The sequence below is a fragment of the Pusillimonas sp. ANT_WB101 genome (assembly GCF_008369125.1).
In the GTDB taxonomy this organism is placed as follows: Bacteria; Pseudomonadota; Gammaproteobacteria; order Burkholderiales; family Burkholderiaceae_B; genus Allopusillimonas.
Window position 1 is genome coordinate 82,533 of record NZ_VOAY01000002.1, and the last position, 23,245, is coordinate 105,777.

Consider the following 23,245-nt stretch of genomic DNA (forward strand, 5'->3'; position numbering starts at 1 on the left):
AGAGAGAGGGTTGCAGGCCTTACACGGTATTGCGCGCTACCAGCTGCTTGGCGATAACGGTTTTAAGTACTTCATTAGTGCCTTCACCGATGCACATAAGCATGGCGTCACGGTAGTAGCGCTCGATTTCGTACTCCGTTGAATAGCTGTAACCACCAAAGATTCGCATGGCTTCTTGCGCGCAGAATACGCCCGCCTCAGAACCAAAATACTTGGCCATGGATGCCTCAAGGTCACAACGCTCGCCTTTGTCGAACTTAAGAGCTGCATTACGAATCAACAATCTGGCTGCCTCAACTTGAGTAACCATTTCAGCCAGCTTGAGCTGGATGGCCTGATGCTTCCAGATAGGCTTGCCAAAGGTTTCACGTTCCTGGGCGTAGCGCAGTGCGTGTTCGAGAGCCCCTTGCGCTATGCCCGCCCCACGGGATCCGACGTTTATTCGTCCTAGTTCCATGCCACCAGCCGTCTGGATAAAGCCTTGGCCTTCGACCCCTCCAAGCAGCCTCGAAGCGGGAACCACACAGTTGTCGAACAACAGCTCGCAGGTGTCGATAGACCGGTAGCCCATCTTGGACAGTTTCTTGACGACCTGGAACCCGGGGCCTTTATCCACAATAAACATGCTCATCCCCTTGTATCGAGGATCAGCATCCGGATTGGTTTTCGTCAGCAGCAGAACACCATGCCCTTCCCTGCTGTTTGTAATCCAGGTTTTTGCACCGTTGATAACGTAATTGTCACCGTCGCGCTTGGCCATGGTGCGTATTGCCTGCAGGTCAGTACCGGTATTTGGCTCAGTCAAGCCCAGACAACCGCGGTATTCGCCACTGGCCATGCGCGGCAGATAAGCACTTTTTTGCTCGGGCGTACCTGCCCGCTCAATGGCCGACGCCATGATCAGATGCGAGTTGAAGATTCCGGAGGGCGCCATCCAGACGCTGGAGACCTTCATTACAATTTGGGCGTATGCCCAGGCGGAAAGCCCCAAACCACCATATTCCTGGCCAATGGTGGCACCGAACAACCCTAGCTCTTTCATCTGCTCGACGATCTCATAGGGATATTCGTCAGCCAGATCAAACTTGCGCGCTACAGGTCGAAGTTCTTTTTCTACCCAATTACCAACGGCGTCGAGTATTGCCACTTCATCTTCTTGGCTCCAACTGCTCATGACGTTCTTCCTTCTCAATAGCCGACTTTGTCTTCCACGCTAAAGCCGCGCTTGGCTATCAACATGGTGCGTGTGAATGAACAAACCTGCTTCTCATCTTGATTAAAGCCAAGCGTCTCAACAGTTACGATGCCGGCTCCAGGTCGCGAGTTAGATTCACGCTTGCCCAAGACTTTGGATTCGGCCAACAGGGTGTCGCCTGCGTACAGTGGATGTGTCATTTTTATTTCGCCCCAGCCCAGATTGGCGACGGCCTTCTGACTGACGTCGGTCACGCTCATACCCACCATCAGGCCAACGGTGAAGGGGCTGCAAATAATGCATTGCCCGAATTCACTGGCTTTTGCATATTCTTCATCAAAGTGCATGGGGTGCGTGTTCATGGTGAGCAAGGTAAACCAGATGTTTTCCGTCTGGGTTACCGTACGGCCCGGGCGATGTTCATACACATCACCCACTTCGAAATCTTCAAAATATCGACCGAAGGTTTCGCGGTATCGGCCTTCACCTACTTTCTTGACTGTCTGAACCATTTTTATTACCTCGTTTAAATTCAAAAAAACTGAGCCTGTCAGGACTCAAGATCTGCAGCCAACTGGCTGTAACGCATTGTTCTATAAGCCATATCCAGCACTGGCTGGTCTATCATGCGGCCATCAACCATAAGCGCACCACCCTTACTGTTTGTTGCTTGCTCAATAACTTTTTGGGCGAACGCCACACGATCGGGCGACGGCGCAAATAGCTGCTGAATTGGTTGAACCTGGGTGGGATGAATAGCCGTCTTGCAAGAGAACCCGAAACTGATTGCGCGGGCAGTCTCATCCGCCAACCCGTCCAGATTGGTGACGTGGATATAGGGCACGTCGAGGGCTGCGACACCTGCCAAACCCGCAGCAGCAACCAAGCGCTGACGCGCGTAGACCAGGCTGTCCCAGGCGAAGTCAGCTTTGATGCTGGCGCTGAAATCGGCACCACCGAACATCAAAGCGACCACATCTGGGGCGGCGGCAATGGACTCGCACGATGACAGGCCACGAGCGCATTCGACCAAGGGGATTAGGTTTTGCTGACCTGGACCAAGCAAGCTCGACACCATTTCAACCGTGGCGGGGGCAGTCACCTTGGGGATCAACACAAACGCTGGGCGTATGCCATGTTCGGCCAGGGTTTGTAATGCGAGAAGGTCTTGCAACCCTGCACGGGTTTCCACTGCGTTAATGCGCAGGCCCAGGCGGTAGCCCATGAAATCTTGGCTACTCAATGCATCCATTGCTGCGTTGCGGCCAGCATCTTTGGATGACTGGGCAACTGCGTCTTCCATATCGATGCAGATTGCATCCACACCAGTTGCCAGCGCCTTCTGATACCGATCGGGGCGGTCTGCCGGAACAAACAGCAGGCAACGCTTCAGAAAAGATTCTTTGTTGGCCATTCATCTTCCACATAATTTCGCTAAGGTCGAGAAAATATAAAAGACCGGACATATAAAGTCAATATGTACGTACATAAAATAATGAAATAGTTGAATTTAAGCCAAATATGGATCGCTACCATCACACCGTTGACTTAACAATGTATCTTTGACACTATATGTACGTACAATTAATTTAATTGAATTTTTTATTGCCTAGGCAGATCACGCCAGGGTTCCAGTTATCTCTACAGGACGCAGCCGCTTTGAAAGACACGACCTACAACGATTCCATTGAGCGTTTTCTGGACCTAATCCTGAATCAAGGCGGCGCAACAATTGGCCCAGATGCAATCGCATCCGCCAAGATTTTTATGCTGGACACCGTGGGTGTCATTTGCGCTGGCGCTCAAGCACCAGGGCTGGACAAACTACTCGCGGCTGCAGGGCTCTGGGGTAAAGCAGAGCGCCCCGAACTCGGCGCAACAGTATGGAATACCGGGCAAGTCATGCCCCCACCGGTCGCTGTCCTGGCAAACGCTTATCAATGCCATGCGCTGGAGTTTGATTGCGTCTACGAAGAGGGTGTCGTTATCCCAGCTGCACCCATCTTCAGTGCACTCATGTTCAAAGCGGAGCAACTGAGCAATCAAGGCCACCCTCCAGGCGGCGAAGCTCTACTCAAAGCATTTGTGGTTGCGGTAGAAGTGTCTTGCAGCCTCGGCCTGGCGGCGAATGGCAGCATGTTTTTCTTCAGACCAGGAACGGCAGGAACATTTGGGGCACTGGCTGCCATGGCATGTCTGGCCCCTTTGTCCCGAGAACAATTGCGCTATGCCTTCGGTATTGCTTACGCGCAAATGGGCGGAACAATGCAGGCCCATGAAGAAGGCTCCATGATGCTTGCCATGCAAATGGGTTTTGCGGCACGTAATGCTGTGCAAGCCTACGACATGGCTGCTGCAGGTGTTTCCAGTGCTGTGCAGGTGCTGGATGGTCGCTTTGGTTATTTCAATAATTTTGAGCACGGAAACAAGCTGCCAGAAGCCATCGCGCAACTCGGCGCGCCCTGGAAGGTAACGCGGCTCTCTCACAAACCATTTCCGAGTGGTCGCGTTACCCATGGCACTATCCGCGCCTTGCGTGAACTACGCAACGAACTCGCGCTTGCGCCTGAGCAGGCCTATGACGCGATCAAAGCGATAACACTGGAGCTTCCTGCCTTGGGCATGCAGCTGGTCGGACGCCCCATGCGTCCCAGCCCCGCACCCAACTATGCCCGTCTTTGTGTTCCTTTTGTAGCGGCTACCGAGCTTTTATATGGCAGTGTGGACCCAACGAGTTTTTACCCCGATCGACTTGCTGACCCAGCCATTGAAGCACTTGCGCAAAAGGTTAACGCTGTCGAAGCGGCGCACCCGAATCCCAATGCGTTTTACCCACAAAAACTGATTTTCGAACTGCAGGATGGTCGTGTATTTGAACGCCCTATTCCTTATGCCTGGGGTCACCCCGACATGCCACTTAACCGCACAGATCGGGAAGAAAAATTCATGCAGTGTTATCGACTTGGTCGCGGCAACGCCCAAGCCACTCACAGCGAAGAAAAAATCAGTAACATGATCCACTGGTTCGATAACATCGAGTCGCACACCGATTGTCAGGAACTTTTGAAATTTCTTGCGGTAAGTAATAGCTAGCGCATCGACTGGCAATAATCAAAGGAGCATATCAAATGGGTATGAATACAAATAGTGTGCGTGATCAAAGCGACAGCCGGCGACGCGTGGATACATCATATAGGTGTGTCACACTGGAGCGAGGTGCTTGAAGACTGCGTCGCCATCGCCATTGAGATCAAGTCACCCCCGCGAAAAACCTGAAACGAAAATTAACGCGGTGGGCAACTGCCTGAAGTAATGATAGAGGCCTCATCCCCACCAGGGTTGGTGCCCGGTTTTACTGCCTTGACGCTACGTTTGACCATAACTCCTAGTCGCGTACCAGCAATGACAAGTGCTAAACCAACTCCGTGCTGCCAGCGAATAACCTCGCCTAGCAGCAGCACAGAAAACAGCAGACCAAAAACGGGCACACAATAAAAGAAGACAGCTGCTCTACGTTGCCCAACCTTGGCGACCGAGTAAAACCATGCCAGGTTTGACAGGGCAGTACCGATCGCACCCGAATACAGCAGCAACATGCCGATCTTGAAATCAATCTGGGCCAAGGGAAAATTAGACCAGCCCTCGAAGACGGCAACATGCAGAGCAAGCAATGCGGACCCCATCACCTGCACAATAAGCGTTATCTGAAAGGCATCTTCCGATTGTGCCAGCCGCTGCATAATCAGCCCGCCACAAATAAAAGCGCTCATTGCGACAAAGATAAAAAACTCACCCATGCCCACGGTGGAAATTTCGGCACCGCTGCGACCCGCTATGACAAATGCTACACCACCAAAGCCGATTAACAGCCCAACCATAGCCGACCACGACACCTTGTCGCGAAAGGCAATGGCGGCAGCAACGGCCGCAAGGGCGGGATTAAGGGCGATCATAAGCGTCGCATTGCCCGCCGTTGTCAGATGCAAGCCTTTAATGAAAAACTGCTGATTCAGATAGACGGTAAAGAACCCGCAAGCCAGCATGGCAAACCAACGACGCGTTTCAAACCGCGAAAAATCTACGCGCTGCCACACCATACACAGCGCCAGCGTGACGGTGGCGAGCATCATGCGCAGCATGACGATCCACAGTTCACTCAAAACCGAAGTGAGGATTTTGACGACTGAGAAATTCAGCCCCCAGGACATGGTGACGAGGGTCAGGAGGATGAAAATCGATCGGTCGCGGTTGATGATGCTACCTGCCCATTACAAACTGCGGAAACCAGGTGGCCACGCCCGGGAAGACCACAATAATCATCGTTGCCAAAACCATAAGTAGAAAAAACGGAATGGCAGCTTTGGCGATGGCCATAATGGGCTGGCCGCTCATGTTTTGCAATACAAACAAATTGAACCCTACAGGTGGGCTTACCTGAGCCAGTTCAATCATGATAATAATGTAAACACCAAACCAGATTGGATCAAAGCCTGCAGCCTGCACCATAGGCAGCACAACAGATGTCGTCAGCACAATCATGGAAACGCCATCTAGTGCGCAGCCCATAAGCAAATAGATCAAGGTCAAAATAGCAATGAGCATATAAGGCGAGAGGTCAAGCGCCACCACCCATGTCGCCAGCGAGGCGGGTATCCCTGTAAAGCCCATAGCCACGGTCAAAAAACTGGATGCACCCAAAATAAACATGATCATGCAGCTCATGCGCAATGAGCCGGACAGACTGGCTTTAAAGGTTTCCCAGCTTAGTGATTTACCCCACCAGGCAATCAGCAATGCACCCAGCACGCCAAAGGCAGCTGCCTCCGTTGCGGTTGCCAAACCGCCCATCATGGAAAAAAACACAAAGGCGATAAGCGACACAACCGGAATCAATTCGCGAGAACTGCGGACACGTTGCCGGAAATTCATTTTTATTGTCTGTTTTGGAGTAGCGCCAGGATTCAACAACGAGTGCACGATGATGTAGCCAGAAAACAGCACCAACAACAAGAGGCCGGGAAGTATCCCCGCCAGAAACATTCTGATAATCGAGACATCTGCTGCAACCGCGTACACGATCATGGCAATAGATGGCGGAATCAATATCCCCAGAGTGCCTGCCCCACATAAAGACCCCAGGCTCATCTTTGCGTCGTACCCGCGCTTTTGCAGCTCAGGCAGCGCTATTTTCGATATCGTGGCACAGGTGGCTGCAGAAGACCCCGATACCGCGCCAAATATGCCACAGCCAAGGACATTTACATGCAGCAGCCTGCCGGGCAATTTATCCAGCCAGGGTGCAAGGCCAGCGAACATCTGTTCTGCCAGACGTGTACGGTAAAGAATCTCACCCATCCAGATGAACATGGGCAATGACGCGAGCGTCATGGATGAATAAGTGTTCCAGTAGGACGTAAACAGATTGAACTCTGGCTTGGTGCTGGAAAAAAAGGCTATGCCAACCCAGGCAACAATGCCTAACGTGAAGGAGATCCATATTCCCCCAGCAATTAGAACCACCAGCAGTAAAACTAAAATAGATGCTGCAATCATGGTGATGCCCCTGTCAATAGTGTGTAGCGGCGTCTTCAACAGAAGGCGTATTCTCGGCCCGCAGGGTACTTGCCGATGCCATACATATAGATACAAACTCGTCCACAACGGCCAGAAGCAAAAGCACCGTGCCTGACAAAAAGCTCAACTGAGGTATCCAGACAGGCAGCTCGATCATGCCCTGAGTAAGCTCGCCCGAGTCCCATCCGTCAAGCAAGTATTTTCCTGCAGCCCAAACCATGTACACACTGAACGACGTGGCAATCAGCAGCCCTGCAAGCATTAACGGCTTACGCAGCGACGGCCGCGCTGCGTCAAGCAAAACACCCACTCTGACCATGTCGCCGCGTTTGAACGTAGCTGGCAAAGCGAGAAATCCAGCAGCTGCGCAAAACCACCCTACCAGCTCGCCAGCCCCCGTTACCTGCGAACCGAACGCACGCATCACGGCTTCGAGAATCATCACAGCAAACAGGGAAACCAAGAACAGTCCGGCGAGATAAAGGCTGCCGTCGTATAGCGTATCCAGAATTTTCCGCACCGCACTAACTCCTTTAAAGGTACAAACGGAAGTGGCCATTTACTTGCCAGTTGCCTGGCGATACTGAGCCAATGCGGCCACTGCGTCAGCCCCCATAGGCTTGACGTAAACAGCCCAAAGTGGGGCGGTGCGTTCTTGCATTTCTCTGAGCAAAGCCTCAGGAGCTACAGCGATCTTCATACCGTTTTTCTTCAGTTCTGCCATTTTCTGCTCATGATCTTGCTTTGCTGCCTCCCAGAACTCAGGCTCCATTTCTTTTGCGATGCGTTCCATGGTGGCCTGATGCTCAGGCGGAATCTTCTTCCACACATCCAGATTGATGGCCATGGCATTCGATGCCCATATGTGGTTGGTCACATAGCCATAATCGAGAAAGTCCCAGTACTTCTGTGCAACCGCGGTACCGGCAGATGTTGGAATACCTTCAATCATTCCGGCGCCCAGTGCCTGCAAAATTTCAAGATTCGTCATTTGAACCGGTAACATACCTAGTCGTGTGATCCAGTCGGACGTCAACTTGTCCAGGGTACGCATCTTCACCCCTTTGAGATCATCGATGGAGTTAACGGGCTGCTTGAGAAAGAAAAACTGGCTGGGCCACGGGGCCATGTACAAGGCTTTTTGGTTATTCTTGGCCAGCACCTTTTCCCAAAGCGGGCGAAACGAGCGGTGCAGCACTTTTAGTTCATCAAAGTCATGCACCATGAAAGGCAGTGTCTCTGCCGCGAGTACGGCGCCCCGACTGGCATTCTGGAAAAGTGCAAAATCTCCCATGGGTACAACACCCTCGCCAATTGCTCTCATAGATTCGCTTGCCTTCACACCCAATGTGCCACCGGGGTGGGGCTTAAGAACCATATAGCCACCCGTTTCCTCCAGCACGCGCTTAGCGTAGCGCTCGGCGTTCACCGAGTGCACTTCATTCTTTCCCCATGGAACCGAAATATTCAGTTCCATCTGAGCCATGGCGCTGGCCGAGCTTAACGCCAAGGAAATCATCACAACCTTACGAGCAAACCAGAACACAGATGGGCGAAGTTTCTTCATTGAATGCCTCCTCAGGCAGATAAATAGGGTGGCAGTGCGATCAACTGATATTTTTTTCTTATGCTGCAATTAAATATTATGTACGTACAAATGTAAAGCGCTTTTAATTTGTCCGGTCATAAGTCGGCTTTCTTCAGGAGGTAATTTCAGCATGCCCGAATAACTGATCATCCGTCACCAAGCGTTTGTAACGCTGTTGGCTGCGGCGCTCCAACCTGAGTCGGCTAGGCATGCCCATGGCTGCCACAGTGTCGTTCCTACATGGGACACATCGTCCGTGTTCACGGACTGGTCTGGCCCCTCGGGGCCTGTAAGTTTGCCTCAACGATGACTCGCAATTCCGCTCGTCCTGCTTTATCAACTGGTGGACGATGGGTCAATCGCTTTAAGTCAAAACGCCAGGCCACGGCGTTAGTCATCCTGCATCAAAGGAGCATTGAACTAGTCAACGAAAAATCCACACACGATCTGGGAGGCGGTCTCATTGTTAATTGGCTATTGCCTTTTAGAAAGCGCCGCATGGGTCTTTCTAACTTCTTAACCATATGGACCCTTTGACCTGATGGCCCGAGAAACGTAAATAGTAAGGTAAAAGCCCACTGCTATTTACAAATTCATAAAGTATTGGTTCAACGCAGATAGTGCTTCCAGTGCTCTGTTCGTACGGGGTAGACGGAGCTATATCAATCTAAGTGCTCAGTCTTGCCAATTATCGAAAGCCAGTTTTCAAGAGCTTTTTTCGATAACAAGCACAACAAGAATTGTCACATTTGGAATAACACTGAGTGATTTTCTTGCAAATATTTCCGAGTTTTTCCACAGGAAAAGTCGCAGCGCGGTTTTTGTGAATGCACCTTGTAGCGCCGAAGCGGAGATACTGTCGGCCTTTTACGGCCATGAGACTCTCAGGACCAGGCTTACGGAGGAGTGTCAGAATTTTTGTGTTCAGGCTTTTTACATAAACCATTGATCTACCTATCTTGCCCGTGACTCTGGATCCCGATAGGAATAGGCCTGAGTGAATCGCTCCTCGTATAGGATAGCAAACTGCTGCATCGAAGGTGTCCATTGATCTGCGGCAGATTCCCATTCGACGGTGATGTTTCTTATGGCCAGCCAGAATAGCTTGGTGGCCGATTCGTCGGTGGGAAACTGCCTAAGCGTGTTGATGATCTTGCGTAACTGCGCGTTCACGCTTTCGATAGCATTGTTCGTATAGTTGATCTTGCGTATCTGCGGCGGGAACGCAAAGAAAGAAATCACGTGCTCCCACGCTCTTTCCCAGGCGATCGCCAACATCGGATACTTCTGGCCTCACGGGCCTTGGGCGAACTCGTGCAGCGCCTGCTGACCGGCCTGCGCATTCAAAGCACCATAGATAGGGCCATAGTGCGGCACCCAGATTTTTCCTGTCGCTCCAGCCTGCATATCTCATACTGTTACGGATCAAGTGCACGATGCAGGTCTGCAGCGTCGTGGCCGGAAACACCGCTTCAAGGCATCAGGCATACCTTTTAGTCCGTCGGTCACCGCAATCAGAATGCCCTGTACACTGCGCATCTTCACCTCGTTAAATACACGCATCCAGAACTTGGCGCCTTCCGTGTTCTCAATCCAGAGCCCCAGGATCTCACGCGTACCATCGGGCAGCAATCCAAAGGCCATGTACACCGCCTTGTTACGGACCACCCCTTCATCGCGAATCTTCACCCGTAACTCATCAAAGAACACGACCGGATACATTGGCTCGGGCGCTCGGTGCTGCCAGGCCTGCGCCTCGTCCATGACCTCATCGGTCACTGAACTGATGAAATCGGCTGAAACCTCGATGCCAAACTGCGCAGCCAGAAACGCATGAATCTCGCGCACACTCATGCCCCGGGCATATGTCAATGGCCATTACTTTTAACCGCACCTCCTGGTGGGTTAGTTTAATTGGCCATTAACAGCATACATAGCGATGATCTTGTCATCGAACCCCGTAATACGTCGTGCAGGCTTGGGAATCAGGATCGATGCCAAGCTCCCATCACGTTCCCAAGGGATGTCCAAGCGTATAGGTCCTATATCGGTGAGCACGGTCTTGGCGCTGCTGCCATTGCGCTGGTTGGTGCTCTGCTCCGGACGAAGCTCACCGCTGCTGTACCCAGGAAGATGGTGTCCCAGTTCAACACCCAGCGCACGCTCGATGATCGCTTTCTTGAGAAGCGTGAACGTGTCATGCACTGCCTCGGCCGTCATCGACCCGGTCACCAGTTCATCCAGCAGTTGCTAGGCGCTGGCCGGCAACGTGCCTTTGGGAACCCCTAATCCTTGTTTTTTTGTGTTCTCGTGCCATGGGTTGCCCCCTTAAAGACAATCATAGACCTGAACACAAAATTCCAGACACTCCGGCTTGCGGTCCCACCACCACTGCACAACCCAGCAGCTCCACCCGCTGCGAGCGCAACCATCACCGAAGCGGTGATCTAAATTGAAGGCTGTTACGCACCGCCTTAATAAATTTCTTCATTACCCCGCCTTCGTGCAAAATCGCCCATTAAGAGTTCAAGGCTCGCTTTGCCATAAAAGCGACAATCATGGCCGGAACAAAACAAATTATGGACAGATACACAATGCCCAGCACACCCAACCGTGGCATATAGGTAAGAATTAACCCGCCGACCCACGTGGCAATCATTATTGAGAAGTTAAAGACACTGGACTGCACCGAGGTTGCCACAGCTTTGCCCTGTGCGACCTGCTTGCTAACCGCAGCCTGATACATCGTCACAAGAGGGCCGAATGCAAGGCCCCAAAGAAAAAAGGCCAAGTGCGAAATACCGTTGGCTCCGTCGAAAAAAACAAACAGGGCCATCGAGACGGCGCCGCAAGCCAACATACTAATGATCAAACCACGTAAGTAAGAATCGATGATCTTGATCGACACAAGCACTGAAATGACGGAGCCGATACCAAAAATGAGTAACGCTATACTGATGCCGCCCAAGAAATCGATACTCTCGACCAACAGCGTGACGTAGGTATAGGTACCGTAATGAGCAATGACTGAAAGAAAAGTTAGCAACAGGACTATCAAGACCGACGGTGTTTTAAGAACAGCAAAGGGCGAATTGTGCTTGGTGAGCTTTTCCCCCTGGACCGAAGGCAGATATTTGATCGACAAGAGCGCGATGATGGCCACAAGCACGCCTAGCGCCACGAACTCTGCCCGCCAGCCAATTTCGGTACCGATGAACGTCATGAAAGGCAGACCAAGGCTTATGCCAAAGGTATTGCCCGCCAGAATGACAGTAATAGCTTTGCCTTGCATCTCCTCTCGGACGAGCGCTGTACCGTACGCAGCAATCATAGGCCACATAACGCCCGCACAAATGCCGCCGATAATGCGCATTGCTACAATCAGGGAATAAGAAGACGCGAGACCGACGATGACATTTGAAACGGCAAATCCTGTCAACAAAACCAACAAGAGAGTTTTTCGGTTCATCCACAGGGTCATACTGATTAGTGGGATCGCAAGGACTGCAGATGCCAGCGCATACACGCCCACGAGAAAGCCTACTTGGGTCTGCTCAATTTCTAGGCCTTCAGTCATCTGAGACATGATTCCAGAAGGAGCGAGCTCAGATAGAATACCGACAAAGGTGACACTGGCCATCAGGCCAAGCATGACCCACGAAGTGCAATGGCGCCCAATGGGGCTATTCGTTGAAAGACTCGTCAAACTTGCTCCAAATGCCGATTACTCGAGAGGGGCCTCAAGCATGACCGATCAGCAATTTAATCAGCCAGGCCACGCAGTCCATGCTAGCAAAAGCCAAACTGACGCCGCATGGCGTAGTGGCGATGCTGAATACTTAGCACGCCTCCAGATCATTGAGCGAGGCACGCAATGGCCAATTGGACCATTGCTCCTATCACTTGATCGTAGGCGTGTAGCCGACCTCTCGAATCGCGCGTTGTAGTACATCAATGTCCGATGCCCCTTCAATGCGGACTATTTTTTCAGGTAGATTAATATCCACCCTAGCACCTGGAACAGCCTCCTTAACCGCACGAGTGATCGTCTCTACGCAATGATGGCAAGACATGTTATTGACTTCAAATTCAATCATTTCGGTCTCCAGTACAAGGGCGTTAAAAGCACTATAAACCGATCTTCTGTTTTTAAGTTGAAACTGCGCAATGGCATAAAACTCCAAGCCTGACGCGGATCAAAAATATCAGGTAAACCGTAAACAAGGCAAAAGGCAATTCAACAGGCCAAAAGCCGACCATTTCTCTCATTTGGTTTAGAGCCCTCACCTCGACAGTATTGTCTCAGCGTGGGACACATCCATGCCGTCAAACTCGGGTTTCCACTTGTAAAAAGTTGAGCTGCCAATTCCATGCTTGCGGCACAGCGCATCCACTGCTAAGCCCGCTTCGGCTTCCTTGATGAAACCGATGATCTTTTCTTCGGTAAACCGTTTCTTCAAGTCCGTATCCCTTTAAATGGACTCTGCCTGATTTTGTGCCTAACTTTGAGGGCAGGTCAGCCCCCCGGAGGCTAAATCTCGCTCATCTATTTCTCAGCCGATGAGGACTACGATTAAGATGGAGAGTTCAAAGTGTTTGCTTGCATCCATAGGCGTACTGATGCATATCACTCCAATAAGCGTGGCAGATGAGCCTTTTTTAACTTACTACAATGCGTTTATGAGTTCTTCGCCTGTGCGAACCGTTATTGCGTTGCAATTGCATGCCTAGCTGACAACAACGAAAGCCTCCAGCAAGCCGATCTGGTCGGCGCACTGAGCGACGAGCGTCAGCCGATCTGAGCATCAAGACACGTCTCCGGCCTTGATGGTGCGCGGCTTATGTGGCGCACGATGTACTCATTCATGCACCGAGCCCGCTCACGAGATGAAAACCATCGCGCACGCTCTTCGGCCGCTGCCAATACGCCCGCCTTGCGCTCTGCCTCTTTGAGGCATGAAAGCAAAAGAGCCTCTTCCGCTTTCATTGATTTAAATTCATCCAAAGCCAAATCAAAAGCGCTACACCAACCCTGCATTTCTTCCCCCTTCCCTGTTCGCTGTTCGCTGTTCGCTGCTGTGGGGATCTTAGGCCGTGACGGGGGAAAGTTCAACATATACCCCCACCACAGGACGCCAGACCTAATAAGCTGAGCGGTTGATGTGCATAATGCTTGGTAAATGGCGTGACTGAAGCGCCCCGGCATTTGTGGAGGCTCCCACATTTGAGGGGACAAAGCTATGATGAAACAGACCAAGGTTTCCCCCGAGGTGCGTGAGCACGCCGTGCGCAGGGTGTAAGAGCACCGTGGAGAGTATCCGTCTATGTGAGCGACCAACGAATCGATTGCCACGAAGCTAGTTTATGTGCCGCAGGCCTTGAACCAATGGGTGCGCAAGTATGAGTTGGGCACTGGCACGCGAGATGGGGTCATCCAATGAGGCGAGTCGGCCTTACACGCGCTTAATGATCTGATATTCATCATTGTCTGATGTGATGCATCGCCCATCACTAAGCCATTTGAGATACAGCTTCCGGGCAGTACCAGCAACAAGGATGACTGTGTAGCCGGTATACACCACTTCGAGCACGCTGGATGGGCATCGGCCCTCTATAAATGCTAAGCGTCCAGATTGGAGTACATACATATCTCTGCCTTGGATTATATCGGGCTTTGTTGCGGCCATAGAGTCTCTGCTATCTCCGAAAAGGGATAGTCGCTCCGCAATTCTCATACCTGGAAAATATGACAACAAAAGTTAACAGTCGCCGGGCGACAACTGGGTGTGCGTCAGCTGTGCCCATTCACACAAGAGAACAGCATGGCCACTGAAACAGTCCCAACCACCGCTGAGAAAGTCGCTGTACACCGCGCACGGCAAAACGTGCGAGACGAAGTCAGGTGGGGCGAACTGTTCGACTCGGCCGCCAGTCACGACCGAAGAAAACGAAGCTTGGGCCGAGTTGGGGCGCAGCGCGGTCGAACGACTGATATGAAGCTTCGATATTTCTGATACGTGGCTTAGCAAAGCCCCAAGCGCTTCACATACCCTGCTGCAAGTTCGCATCCTCAATAGAGTAGTCCTGCAAATACTGGATGAAGGCTTTAACGTAGTCAGGTAATGCAGCAAATGACCTGACTACGATCATTTGCTGGCGTAAAGTCCAGTGTTCGTCGAGCCGAACCCAGTCGACCAAACCCTTCTCGACTGCGGGCCTCGCGAGAGTCGCCGGTATCAGCGTGATCCCCACTCCTTCTTGAACACAGCGCAGCGCAGCGCCAAAGTTGGGCACATGTACTCGAACGTTCATGTGACAGCTCAAGCTGTTAGCCATTTGCTGCAAGTACAAAAAGTTACTGCTGTTTCTTCCGATAGACACGATGTCGTACTGCAGCATCATGTCTAGTGTGACTCGTTCTCGTTTCGTCAATGGATGACCAGGCACAGTGATCACCACTAACTCATCATGTCCGTATTCAATCGACTCAAGTCCACGCAAATGAACAACGCTGGCTACCAGCCCGATATCAGCCATATTGTCATGCACTGCTCTGACAGTTTCGTCGCTCAGATGCTCCTCCAAATCAATATTCACATTGGGGTACGCAGCAAGAAAACGGCTTAGTGGAATTGGCAACTGACTTAGGGTGCTGCTGTTGGCAAACACACGGACCTGCCCCACCACTCCCGAGGTGTAGCGCCTCATTTCGCCATGCAATTGGTCGATGTTGGACAAGACGCTCTGGCAGTAGCGATAAACAGTCTCACCGGCCGACGTAAGCGCCATGCCTTTTGGCGTACGGTTGAATAAGGAAGCACCCATAGCGCGTTCTAAATTTTTTAATCTATAGCTGGCGGTGGGAGCCGTCATATGCATGTCAAGCGCACCATTGGTTAGGCTCTTGGCATTGGCAATGGCCATGAATACACGTAGATCTGTGAGTTCGTATCGCAAGCCCATCTCCTATCAATGACGCATAAATGACTCAGCATTATAGGTTCAATTCGAATTTTTCTAATGCTACTGGTGAGTATTTCAACTGGACCGTGTGAAATACTCACGCTTATAGTGAGTCTAATAACTCACTTCTGAATATTCAAAGGACGTAGAAAATGACTTTTCCTGCTCGCCTCGCTATAGCTTCCGGTCTTTTAGCTCTGTTCGCTTCAAGTGTCGCTCTGGCCGCCTACCCTGAGCGCACCGTAAAGCTCGTAGTGCCCTACGCTGCAGGCGGCCCAACCGACACATTCGCACGAGTACTTACCGAGGTGTGGGGGAAAAACCTCGGTGCCACCATGATTGTCGAAAACAAGTCTGGGGCGGGAACAATGCTAGGGACTGAGTTTGTGGCCAAGTCAGCACCCGATGGCTACACCATTTTGCTTTCCACTGTGGCTCACTCAGTTAACCCCAGTCTGCACGAGAGCCTTAGTTACGACCCCATCAAAGACTTTTCATCAGTTGGGCTTGCCGCGCGTGCACCGCTCGTACTAGTGGTTAACAATGACTTGCCTGCTCATACAGTCACTGAGTTCTTTGAATACCTCAAAAGCAACCCAGGCAAAGTGAACTACGCATCTGCAGGAATTGGAAGTGCACCCCATCTAGGTGGTGCGTTGCTCAATCATATAGGCAAATTTGAGACCATTCATGTCCCTTATCGCGGTAGTGCGCCTGCTATGGCCGATGTAATTGGCGGACATGCCGAATTCATGATTGATAGCGCTCCCACTGGGTTAGCCCAAGTCAAAGCTGGTACTGTCAGGCTTCTGGCAACGTCAATGAAAGACCGTCTGCCACTGACGCCGGATACTCCCGCAATAGCCGAATACTTGCCTGGATACGAAGCCTACACATGGAATGCGGTTCTGGTGCCTGCAGGAACGCCGGCAGAGGTCATCGAACAAATTAGATCCGCCCTGCAGAAGTCATTGCAAGATCCAGCGCTTAAAGAGAAAGCCAATATGATGGGCCTACTCTTGGAAAGTGAGCCCAACCCGGCTGATTTGGATGTTTTCATCAGCGCGGAAATCGATAAATGGCGTGATGTGGTAAAGACATCGGACATGTCAAAAAACTAATTACTATAAATGACACTTGGAGTATGAACATGATTTCACATCAGCTTTGCGAACAACGATACTTTGAAGATTTCCAGCTAGGAGAACGCTTTAACATCCCCTCCCGCACTATGACCGATGCCTTATTCGCAGCGTTTCAAATGGCCAGCGGAGATAACCATCCGGTTCATTATGATGTTGAATACTGCCGTGCACTCGGAATGCCACATATGCTTGCGCATGGATTTCAGGTGCTTATCCAGTCGGCTGCCGGTGCTGGCATGTTTCCCCATATGGTCGAAGCGTCATTAAAGGCGTTCATTGAACAAAGCAGTCGCTTTCTGAAACCGGTATACGTAGGCGATACCCTGTACCCCTCACTCGAGGTGGCTGAGATGACTGCTGGCAATACGACTGGCGTACTAGTTATGCGCTCTGAAATCAAAAATCAGCGTAGCGAGACTGTTATGGATGGTCTGCAAAAATATCTACTGCGCAAACGACCTAATTAACATTTTCATGGATGAATCAGAGCTATGTTGCCTCTCAATGGTGTAAAGGTCCTGGACCTCAGTAAAGTATTGGCTGGCCCGCTGTGCGCGCAGTCACTGGGGGATCTGGGCGCGGACGTTATTAAAATAGAACCGCCAGTAGTAGGTGATGACGCCAGGGCTTGGACCCCAAAATACGGTGATGAATCCGCCAGTTTTCTGGCGGTCAATCACAACAAAAAGAGTCTGGCAATTGACCTGAAGGCAAAGCAGGGGCAAGAGATCTTTCATCGTCTTGCGCGCAACGCCGACGTCATTATTCAGGGCTTCGGATCGGGTACAGCCCGGCGCTTGGGTGTCGATTACGAGACGTTAAAGGCGATTGTTCCCGACGTCGTTTATTGCGAAATTTCCGGGTATGGTCGCGATGGCCCTATGGGCTCAGAGCCCGGCTATGATGTGATGCTCCAGGCGTTCAGCGGCATGATCAGCAGCATAGGTCAAGCGGGTGGCGAGTGCGCACGCGTCAGCTTCTCCCCGGTAGACCTCGGGACGGGCATGCACGCCGTATCGGGCATACTCGCCGCACTTCTTCACAAAAAAAACTCAGGCCAAGGTTCTTATGTAGAGGTATCGCTGCTTGATACAGCAATGGGATACATGGGTTATATGGCGCACAACTATTGGGCGTCTGGGCGGGTCCCAACTCCGATGGGAACGAGCCACCCCTCACTTTGTCCATATCAGACATTCGCCACATTAGATGGCTCGCTCATGCTTGGGGTGGGTAATGATAGGTTATGGCAAAAGTTTTGTAGCAGCGCTGATCTTGGACCGTACATGGCCGATCCGCGATTTGCGACCAACGCCGCCAGAGTAAAGAATTTCGCCCAAACCTGCGCGTTGGTGGAAGAGCGACTTCGCACGCGCGGAACAGAAGAATGGATCAGCATTCTTCGCGCTGCAGGTGTTCCAGTTTCACCAATCCAGACCCTGGCCGAGGCATTGAATCACGAGCAGGTCAAATCACGAAATATTGTTGTGAAAAGCGCTCATGCAACGCTGGGCGAAGTCTCACACATTGCATACCCTGTCACATTTAACAAACAGCCTCGAGGCGTCAAGTCTGCTGCACCCACCTTAGGCCAACACTCTCAAGAGGTGCTGCTGCAGGCTGGGTATGATCAATCCGAGATAGAACGATTCCTCTCCCAAGGAGTCATCGCTCAGTACGAAGGTAAATGAGCGCGGCCCCGTAAGCATGACAAATCGGTCTCCTTGTGACGGGCACACCCATTGTTTTACAGGGACCCCAGCGACGCTTGGATCGAGCCTACGACGTCCTTGGTATTGCGAAGCGCAGCACCGCCGAGCATATCAGGACAGGCAACGCAGCACTGGCTACCTCACCGCCTTCCAGCCCGGCGTCACTGGCGGGACTGCGCTGCGCTCAGCGAGTCCAATACCCCTTGTACATAAGCGTAGAGATCGTCAACTCTCGCGCGCGGCTGCGCGCCGCGCGCTGCACGCCAGAACAGTTCAAATCCAACGGTTTTCTCGAGATGCGAGCACAGTTTGCTCACCACAGATTGGGTCGAACTAAATGCCTCGATGGTACGCGTAAAATTTCTTAACTAATAGACAGCACGCAAGACCCTAAGCTGGCTCAACGAGATGCCCATCACTGTTATCCCTGGGGTTGGAAGGGTCGCGATACTGTCGTTATGTGTTCTAAAGCGAGCTGAATATATAAAAACTGATTGCTTGTTGTGATTAACAAAAGCCCATACCTTACTCGTTCAACTATAGTCGGAGCCTCACTACGATGACCGCAGCCATTCCTATCTTTGCTCACAGCCTGATCGCGCGCGATGAACGCGGCGTTTATACGCTACAAATACGCGATGCCAAAAGTTTAAACATCCTGGCAACACCAGTTACTCAGAGCTTAACTAAGGCCGTACGCTGGATCGCAGCCCAGGATGATGCGCGCGTAGTGGTTATTCGGGGATCGGGTGAGAAAGCTTTCGTGGGAGGAGCCAATATCTATGAAATGGCAAAGCTTGATCCAGAAGGCGCTCGTACGTTCATCACGAATTTGCGCCAGCTCTGCGAAGCAGTAGCCGATATCCCTGTACCTACCATCGCGCGCATCCAGGGGTTCTGCCTGGGTGCTGGCATGGAGCTAGCTGCAGCTTGTGATATTCGTCTGGGCTCGCGCGATACCGTTTTCGGTATGCCGGAGGTTCGGGTGGGGATACCTTCAGTTATCCATGCTTTGCTACTACCCAATCTGATCGGCTCCGGCGCCACTAACTGGCTGCTGCTCACGGGCGAGACCATTGACGCGGAACAAGCGCTGCGCTGGGGTTTCCTACAATTTTCCTGCGAGCCACAGGGCCTCGATTCTCTAATCGAACGCAGCGTTGCACCCATCATCGCGAGCGGCCCGCGCGCCGTGCGCTCGCAGAAAGCCTTGCTGCGCTACTGGAGCACATCGACGGTAGAGGCAGGGCTGGATCGCAGTGTTGACGCCTTCAGCCACGCTTTCACGACCTCTGAGCCCCATGAATACATGGCTCCTTTTGTAGCCCGCAAACAACGACCGGAAACGCAATAATCCGCACGGCTGGCACCCTGGATGACGCGCGTGCGACCGATATAACATCGATGAGATGCCTGTCGGTCACGTCAATTTACGGCAGCACTGCGAAACAGCTTTGAGTTAGGTACGTGGTCGGACTGGTGTGGACTCTTGTTTATTGCCTCAATTTCTGACACATCAGTAGGACGTGCGAGCTAGGGCAGCCTCTTAAGACTGGATTTACCGAATACAAGGACGGCAGAACCAGATACCTTATATCCTTTCCTGCCCTGATTCTTACTTGTTGGTACTTTACGCGCCGTCCTGAGGGAAGCTCTCTACTAAGAATTCGGTAAATGCGCGCACCACTAACGATGACTGTCGATGCTGCGGATAAACCGCATATAGGGTGAAACCTTCGGGGCGAAAATCTTCCAGCACCTCCACCAACCGTCCCTTGGCCAGCGCACCGCCAACAATGAAGTCAGGCAATAAGATGAGCCCCAGACCGGCCACTGCAGCCTCGCGCAGCATCTCGCCATTGTTCGAGCGAATCGGCCCGCTCACCGATACCTTACGCATACGCTCGCCGACACGAAAGGTCCACTGCGCTTGAGGGGTATGCCCGTAGATGAGGCAGGCGTGTGTGGCAAGTTGCTGCGGCGCCGTCGGTACGCCATGTTGACGCAAGTAGCCAGGGCTTGCACAGGTAATCAGTTGCACGTTGATGATCCGTCGTGCGATCAGGCTGGAGTCGGCCAATGTACCTATGCGTAAGGCCATGTCATAGCCCTCGCCGATTACGTCCACGATGCGGTCACTAAGCTCAAGTTCCACTGACACCTCGGGATGGCGTTGCATGAAAGCGGGTATCAATGGGCCCAGATACATGGTGGCAAACGTCATTGGCGCACTCAGCCGCAACACGCCGCGAGGCGTTGCCGTTTGGTTGGTGATCATCTGTTCGGCGGCATCGACCTCCAGCAGAATGCGCTGAGTGCACTCGTAATAGGCCAGCCCCAGATCGGTGACGCGTAGTTGCCGCGTGGAGCGCTCCAGCAGTCGCGCACCCAGCCGCTTCTCTAGCGCGGCGATGCGCTTGCTGACGAACTGTTTTGACAGGCCCAACCGATCAGCCGCTGCCGTAAAGCTTTGCGCATCCACGGTTTCTGCAAAGATCCGCATGTCTTCGAGTTGGCTCATTGTCTCTCTTTAGTTGACAGTGTTAAGCGTTTGAGCCTATTTATCAAATCGCATAGGGACTTTATGATAACTCTTTACCGATGCAGCAACGACTGCATTTTCTCTCACTTCGGAGCCCTATCATGATAAACCGTCAATCGTCCAACGTTTCTGCCGCAGCCCGTGTGCTACTGGCTTTGCTGTTTGTCGTCAGCGCCTTCGGCAAGTTGGCCGCGCCCGCCGCGACCAAGGCCTACATCGTTTCGGTTGGACTGCCCTCGCCGGATCTAGCCTACCTGGCTGCCCTTTTTATTGAACTCGGCCTGGGCATGGCTCTGTTAGTAGGCTACCGCACTCGCGTGGTGGCAACTCTGCTAGCTATATTTACAGTGATCACCGCATTCGTCTTTCATGCGCAGTTCGCCGACCCGAACCAGATGACTCATTTTTTGAAAAACATTGCTATCGCCGGTGGCTTGTTGCAGGTGGCGGTATATGGCGCCGGCGGCTTAGGGTTGGATGCCCTACGTCTACGTCGCAGCCAGACCGCCTGATCGCTTCAGGTGAGGAAAGCTCCTCCATTTCACATTACCAAGGAGAACCATAATGATGCAAGTACGCAAGGCTTCTGAGCGCGGCGTGGCCGAACACGGCTGGCTCAGTTCGCGCCACACCTTTTCGTTTGCCGACTATAGAGATCCCAGCCAGATCGGCTTTTCGGATCTGCGCGTGATTAATGAGGATCGCGTAACGCCGGGCCAGGGGTTTGGTACACACCCACACCGGGACATGGAGATTTTTTCCTATGTGTTGGAAGGCACTCTGGCGCATAGCGACAGCATGGGCACCGGCTCACAGATCAAGCCCGGCGATGTGCAACTGATGAGTGCCGGCACCGGCGTTACTCACAGCGAGTTTAACGGCTCCAAAGAGGCGCCGGTGCATTTCCTGCAAATATGGATCGTGCCGGACCACACAGGGGGTGCGCCGGCCTACCAGCAAAAGCACTTTGATGAAGCGGACAAGCGTGGGCGTCTGCGCCTGATTATTTCGCCCGATGGCAGCGATGGCTCGCTGCGTATTCAGCAGGACAGCTACGTATACGCGGGCCTGTTCGACGGCGATGAAAGTGCCACGTTGGCGCTGGACAAGAACCGCCATGCCTACGTGCATGTCGCTCGCGGCAGCATTGAACTGGATGGTGTAAAGCTAGAAGCCGGCGACGGCGTGCGCCTGCGCAATCCGCAGTCGCTGCAGCTAACCGGGGGCAAGGATGCCGAGGTGCTGGTGTTCGATCTGCGCTCACAGGAATTGCCGCAAATGCCGTGAGATGTTGCAAACAGTAGGACGCGTCGACGCACGGCCGATACTCGTCTAAAAGAAGGAACTCCGTCATGAAACACGAAGTAGCACTGGGTACGGCCTAGGTAGAGCATCACCCTTAAATTGGGCTGGGGTAGTATTGGAAAAGGGCTGACACATTAGAATTGAAGGCGATCGTGCACCCGTTTTTAAAAGGATAAAAACGTTATGGGACTTTTAGTCGATGGAACATGGCATGACCAGTGGTATGACACCTCAAGCACTGGGGGACGCTTTGTACGCAGTGATGCACAGTTTCGCAATTGGGTCACACCCGATGGTTCCGCTGGCCCGACGGGCAGCCAGGATTTTAAAGCCGAGGCAGGTCGCTATCACCTGTACGTCTCGCTCGCGTGTCCGTGGGCCAACCGTACTCTGATCCTTCGTGCCCTCAAAGGCCTGGAAGACGTGATCAGTGTATCCGTGGTCAACCCTTATATGGCAGAAAACGGCTGGACTTTCGAGCCCGGCCCCGGCGTGATCGCCGACCCCGTCGCACGGGCCCGGTACATGTACGAAGTCTATCTACGAGCCAAGCCAGAGTACAGTGGTCGCGTCACGGTCCCGGTGCTTTGGGATTTGGAGCGCGACACCATCGTTAATAACGAGTCGGCGGAAATAATGCGCATGCTTAACTCAGCCTTTGATGGCTTTGCGACAAAGGACGGCGATTATTCACCCGCCGACTTACTGCCCGAAATCGATGCCATTAACGCCTACACGTACGATGCCATTAACAATGGTGTCTACAAGGCAGGCTTTGCCACCGAACAGAGCGTGTATGAAAACGATGTGCGTAATCTCTTCGCCGCACTGGACAAACTTGAAGTCAAGCTTGATCAGCAGCGTTATCTGGTGGGCGAGCAGATCACCGAAGCCGACTGGCGTTTATTCACGACCTTGATCCGCTTCGATTCGGTGTATCACGGTCATTTCAAGTGCAACCTGAAGCGTCTGAGCGATTACGAAAACTTGTGGAGCTACACGCGCGAGCTCTACCAATGGCCGGGCGTTGCGGGTACCGTGAATTTCGATCATATCAAGCAGCACTATTACCGCAGCCACGGCACCATCAATCCCAACGGCATTGTCCCCGTAGGCCCTGTTTTGGACCTAGATCGCCCGCCAAGTAGGCGATAGTTCGGAAGGCGTGTCCGCGGTGCAATCAGATAACATTGCCCTGCAGCCCAACAGACACCCAGGCGT

The 23,245-nt window shown here is 52.4% G+C and carries 21 protein-coding genes and 2 pseudogenes; 8 read left to right on the plus strand and 15 right to left on the minus strand.

Features of this window, described 5'->3' with window-relative positions:
• Window positions 1-19: 19 nt before the first annotated feature.
• Genes FQ179_RS09375 through FQ179_RS09385 form a run of 3 tightly spaced genes read right to left on the minus strand, consistent with a single transcriptional unit; the run spans window position 20 to window position 2,609 of the window.
• A complete protein-coding gene (locus tag FQ179_RS09375) occupies window positions 20-1,174 on the minus strand; it encodes an acyl-CoA dehydrogenase family protein (protein ID WP_149397061.1) in 1,155 nt (384 codons plus the stop codon).
• Window positions 1,175-1,188: 14 nt separating this feature from the next.
• Window positions 1,189-1,707 carry a MaoC family dehydratase gene (locus FQ179_RS09380; protein ID WP_149397062.1) on the minus strand — a complete coding sequence of 173 codons (519 nt, stop codon included), beginning with the start codon at window positions 1,705-1,707 and terminating at the stop codon, window positions 1,189-1,191.
• Window positions 1,708-1,745: 38 nt separating this feature from the next.
• Entirely contained in the window at window positions 1,746-2,609 is an 864-nt protein-coding gene (locus FQ179_RS09385; RefSeq protein ID WP_149397063.1) for a CoA ester lyase, read from the minus strand.
• A 245-nt stretch (window positions 2,610-2,854) separates the two neighbouring features.
• Here FQ179_RS09385 and FQ179_RS09390 point away from each other — a divergent pair, with 245 nt between their 5' ends.
• Window positions 2,855-4,288, plus strand: a complete 1,434-nt coding sequence (locus FQ179_RS09390) for an MmgE/PrpD family protein (RefSeq protein WP_188074564.1) — start codon at window positions 2,855-2,857, stop codon at window positions 4,286-4,288.
• A gap of 191 nt (window positions 4,289-4,479) precedes the next feature.
• Here FQ179_RS09390 and FQ179_RS09395 read toward each other — a convergent pair whose 3' ends face one another.
• The 11 genes and pseudogenes from FQ179_RS09395 to FQ179_RS09440 all read right to left on the minus strand — a co-directional run bounded on the left by FQ179_RS09395 (window position 4,480) and on the right by FQ179_RS09440 (window position 15,314).
• On the minus strand, window positions 4,480-5,451 hold the full coding sequence (locus tag FQ179_RS09395; protein ID WP_370459867.1) for a DMT family transporter: 972 nt from the start codon (window positions 5,449-5,451) through the stop codon (window positions 4,480-4,482).
• 1 nt (window position 5,452) lies between these two features.
• Window positions 5,453-6,748, minus strand: coding sequence for a TRAP transporter large permease (locus FQ179_RS09400; RefSeq protein ID WP_149397066.1), 1,296 nt, complete (start codon window positions 6,746-6,748; stop codon window positions 5,453-5,455).
• Between the two features lie 13 nt (window positions 6,749-6,761).
• The gene (locus FQ179_RS09405) at window positions 6,762-7,289 is read right to left on the minus strand and encodes a TRAP transporter small permease (RefSeq protein ID WP_188074565.1); all 528 of its coding nucleotides are present in this window, start codon (window positions 7,287-7,289) and stop codon (window positions 6,762-6,764) included.
• Between the two features lie 39 nt (window positions 7,290-7,328).
• Window positions 7,329-8,336, minus strand: coding sequence for a TRAP transporter substrate-binding protein (locus FQ179_RS09410; RefSeq protein ID WP_149397068.1), 1,008 nt, complete (start codon window positions 8,334-8,336; stop codon window positions 7,329-7,331).
• Between the two features lie 975 nt (window positions 8,337-9,311).
• Window positions 9,312-9,635 (minus strand): transposase, encoded by a 324-nt coding sequence (locus tag FQ179_RS22690; protein WP_255474928.1) that lies wholly within the window; start codon window positions 9,633-9,635, stop codon window positions 9,312-9,314.
• 147 nt (window positions 9,636-9,782) lie between these two features.
• A pseudogene (locus FQ179_RS22900) lies at window positions 9,783-10,577 on the minus strand (transposase).
• Window positions 10,578-10,875: 298 nt separating this feature from the next.
• On the minus strand, window positions 10,876-12,009 hold the full coding sequence (locus FQ179_RS09420; protein ID WP_223146228.1) for an MFS transporter: 1,134 nt from the start codon (window positions 12,007-12,009) through the stop codon (window positions 10,876-10,878).
• 247 nt (window positions 12,010-12,256) lie between these two features.
• Entirely contained in the window at window positions 12,257-12,454 is a 198-nt protein-coding gene (locus tag FQ179_RS09425; protein WP_149397069.1) for a heavy-metal-associated domain-containing protein, read from the minus strand.
• A 198-nt stretch (window positions 12,455-12,652) separates the two neighbouring features.
• Window positions 12,653-12,817 (minus strand): annotated as a pseudogene (locus FQ179_RS09430) (transposase); the annotation flags it as partial.
• Window positions 12,818-13,146: 329 nt separating this feature from the next.
• Window positions 13,147-13,473: a hypothetical protein gene (locus tag FQ179_RS09435; RefSeq protein WP_149397071.1), complete on the minus strand. Its 327-nt coding sequence runs from the start codon at window positions 13,471-13,473 to the stop codon at window positions 13,147-13,149.
• A gap of 926 nt (window positions 13,474-14,399) precedes the next feature.
• Window positions 14,400-15,314: a LysR family transcriptional regulator gene (locus tag FQ179_RS09440; protein ID WP_149397072.1), complete on the minus strand. Its 915-nt coding sequence runs from the start codon at window positions 15,312-15,314 to the stop codon at window positions 14,400-14,402.
• 158 nt (window positions 15,315-15,472) lie between these two features.
• Here FQ179_RS09440 and FQ179_RS09445 point away from each other — a divergent pair, with 158 nt between their 5' ends.
• The 4 genes from FQ179_RS09445 (at window position 15,473) to FQ179_RS09460 (ending at window position 19,531) form a co-directional block, all read left to right on the plus strand.
• Window positions 15,473-16,441, plus strand: coding sequence for a tripartite tricarboxylate transporter substrate binding protein (locus tag FQ179_RS09445; RefSeq protein ID WP_149397073.1), 969 nt, complete (start codon window positions 15,473-15,475; stop codon window positions 16,439-16,441).
• Window positions 16,442-16,470: 29 nt separating this feature from the next.
• Window positions 16,471-16,932 carry a MaoC family dehydratase gene (locus tag FQ179_RS09450; RefSeq protein WP_149395369.1) on the plus strand — a complete coding sequence of 154 codons (462 nt, stop codon included), beginning with the start codon at window positions 16,471-16,473 and terminating at the stop codon, window positions 16,930-16,932.
• Window positions 16,933-16,956: 24 nt separating this feature from the next.
• Complete coding sequence (locus FQ179_RS09455; RefSeq protein WP_149397074.1) at window positions 16,957-18,156, plus strand: CaiB/BaiF CoA-transferase family protein; 1,200 nt, start codon at window positions 16,957-16,959, stop codon at window positions 18,154-18,156.
• Between the two features lie 580 nt (window positions 18,157-18,736).
• Window positions 18,737-19,531, plus strand: a complete 795-nt coding sequence (locus FQ179_RS09460; protein WP_149395367.1) for an enoyl-CoA hydratase — start codon at window positions 18,737-18,739, stop codon at window positions 19,529-19,531.
• 276 nt (window positions 19,532-19,807) lie between these two features.
• On the opposite strand, the gene FQ179_RS09465 is transcribed toward FQ179_RS09460, so the two are convergent.
• Window positions 19,808-20,698 carry a LysR family transcriptional regulator gene (locus tag FQ179_RS09465; protein ID WP_149397075.1) on the minus strand — a complete coding sequence of 297 codons (891 nt, stop codon included), beginning with the start codon at window positions 20,696-20,698 and terminating at the stop codon, window positions 19,808-19,810.
• A gap of 122 nt (window positions 20,699-20,820) precedes the next feature.
• Between FQ179_RS09465 and FQ179_RS09470 the strand changes: the two genes are divergently transcribed.
• From FQ179_RS09470 to FQ179_RS09480, 3 genes are all read left to right on the plus strand, one after another.
• Window positions 20,821-21,231: a DoxX family protein gene (locus tag FQ179_RS09470; RefSeq protein WP_149397076.1), complete on the plus strand. Its 411-nt coding sequence runs from the start codon at window positions 20,821-20,823 to the stop codon at window positions 21,229-21,231.
• Window positions 21,232-21,283: 52 nt separating this feature from the next.
• Window positions 21,284-22,006 carry a pirin family protein gene (locus FQ179_RS09475; protein WP_149397077.1) on the plus strand — a complete coding sequence of 241 codons (723 nt, stop codon included), beginning with the start codon at window positions 21,284-21,286 and terminating at the stop codon, window positions 22,004-22,006.
• Between the two features lie 201 nt (window positions 22,007-22,207).
• Window positions 22,208-23,179: a glutathione S-transferase family protein gene (locus tag FQ179_RS09480; RefSeq protein ID WP_149397078.1), complete on the plus strand. Its 972-nt coding sequence runs from the start codon at window positions 22,208-22,210 to the stop codon at window positions 23,177-23,179.
• Window positions 23,180-23,245: the final 66 nt, after the last annotated feature.

What these genes read in the sequence shown, in the direction of transcription:
- FQ179_RS09375 (WP_149397061.1), bottom strand. Translation starts at nt 1,174, where the DNA reads ATGAGCAGTTGGAGCCAAGAAGATGAAGTGGCAATACTCGACGCCGTT.
- FQ179_RS09380 (WP_149397062.1), bottom strand. Translation starts at nt 1,707, where the DNA reads ATGGTTCAGACAGTCAAGAAAGTAGGTGAAGGCCGATACCGCGAAACC.
- FQ179_RS09385 (WP_149397063.1), bottom strand. Translation starts at nt 2,609, where the DNA reads ATGGCCAACAAAGAATCTTTTCTGAAGCGTTGCCTGCTGTTTGTTCCG.
- FQ179_RS09400 (WP_149397066.1), bottom strand. Translation starts at nt 6,748, where the DNA reads ATGATTGCAGCATCTATTTTAGTTTTACTGCTGGTGGTTCTAATTGCT.
- FQ179_RS09410 (WP_149397068.1), bottom strand. Translation starts at nt 8,336, where the DNA reads ATGAAGAAACTTCGCCCATCTGTGTTCTGGTTTGCTCGTAAGGTTGTG.
- FQ179_RS22690 (WP_255474928.1), bottom strand. Translation starts at nt 9,635, where the DNA reads ATGTTGGCGATCGCCTGGGAAAGAGCGTGGGAGCACGTGATTTCTTTC.
- FQ179_RS09420 (WP_223146228.1), bottom strand. Translation starts at nt 12,009, where the DNA reads ATGCTTGGCCTGATGGCCAGTGTCACCTTTGTCGGTATTCTATCTGAG.
- FQ179_RS09425 (WP_149397069.1), bottom strand. Translation starts at nt 12,454, where the DNA reads ATGATTGAATTTGAAGTCAATAACATGTCTTGCCATCATTGCGTAGAG.
- FQ179_RS09435 (WP_149397071.1), bottom strand. Translation starts at nt 13,473, where the DNA reads ATGTTGAACTTTCCCCCGTCACGGCCTAAGATCCCCACAGCAGCGAAC.
- FQ179_RS09445 (WP_149397073.1), top strand. Translation starts at nt 15,473, where the DNA reads ATGACTTTTCCTGCTCGCCTCGCTATAGCTTCCGGTCTTTTAGCTCTG.
- FQ179_RS09450 (WP_149395369.1), top strand. Translation starts at nt 16,471, where the DNA reads ATGATTTCACATCAGCTTTGCGAACAACGATACTTTGAAGATTTCCAG.
- FQ179_RS09455 (WP_149397074.1), top strand. Translation starts at nt 16,957, where the DNA reads ATGTTGCCTCTCAATGGTGTAAAGGTCCTGGACCTCAGTAAAGTATTG.
- FQ179_RS09460 (WP_149395367.1), top strand. Translation starts at nt 18,737, where the DNA reads ATGACCGCAGCCATTCCTATCTTTGCTCACAGCCTGATCGCGCGCGAT.
- FQ179_RS09465 (WP_149397075.1), bottom strand. Translation starts at nt 20,698, where the DNA reads ATGAGCCAACTCGAAGACATGCGGATCTTTGCAGAAACCGTGGATGCG.
- FQ179_RS09470 (WP_149397076.1), top strand. Translation starts at nt 20,821, where the DNA reads ATGATAAACCGTCAATCGTCCAACGTTTCTGCCGCAGCCCGTGTGCTA.
- FQ179_RS09475 (WP_149397077.1), top strand. Translation starts at nt 21,284, where the DNA reads ATGATGCAAGTACGCAAGGCTTCTGAGCGCGGCGTGGCCGAACACGGC.
- FQ179_RS09480 (WP_149397078.1), top strand. Translation starts at nt 22,208, where the DNA reads ATGGGACTTTTAGTCGATGGAACATGGCATGACCAGTGGTATGACACC.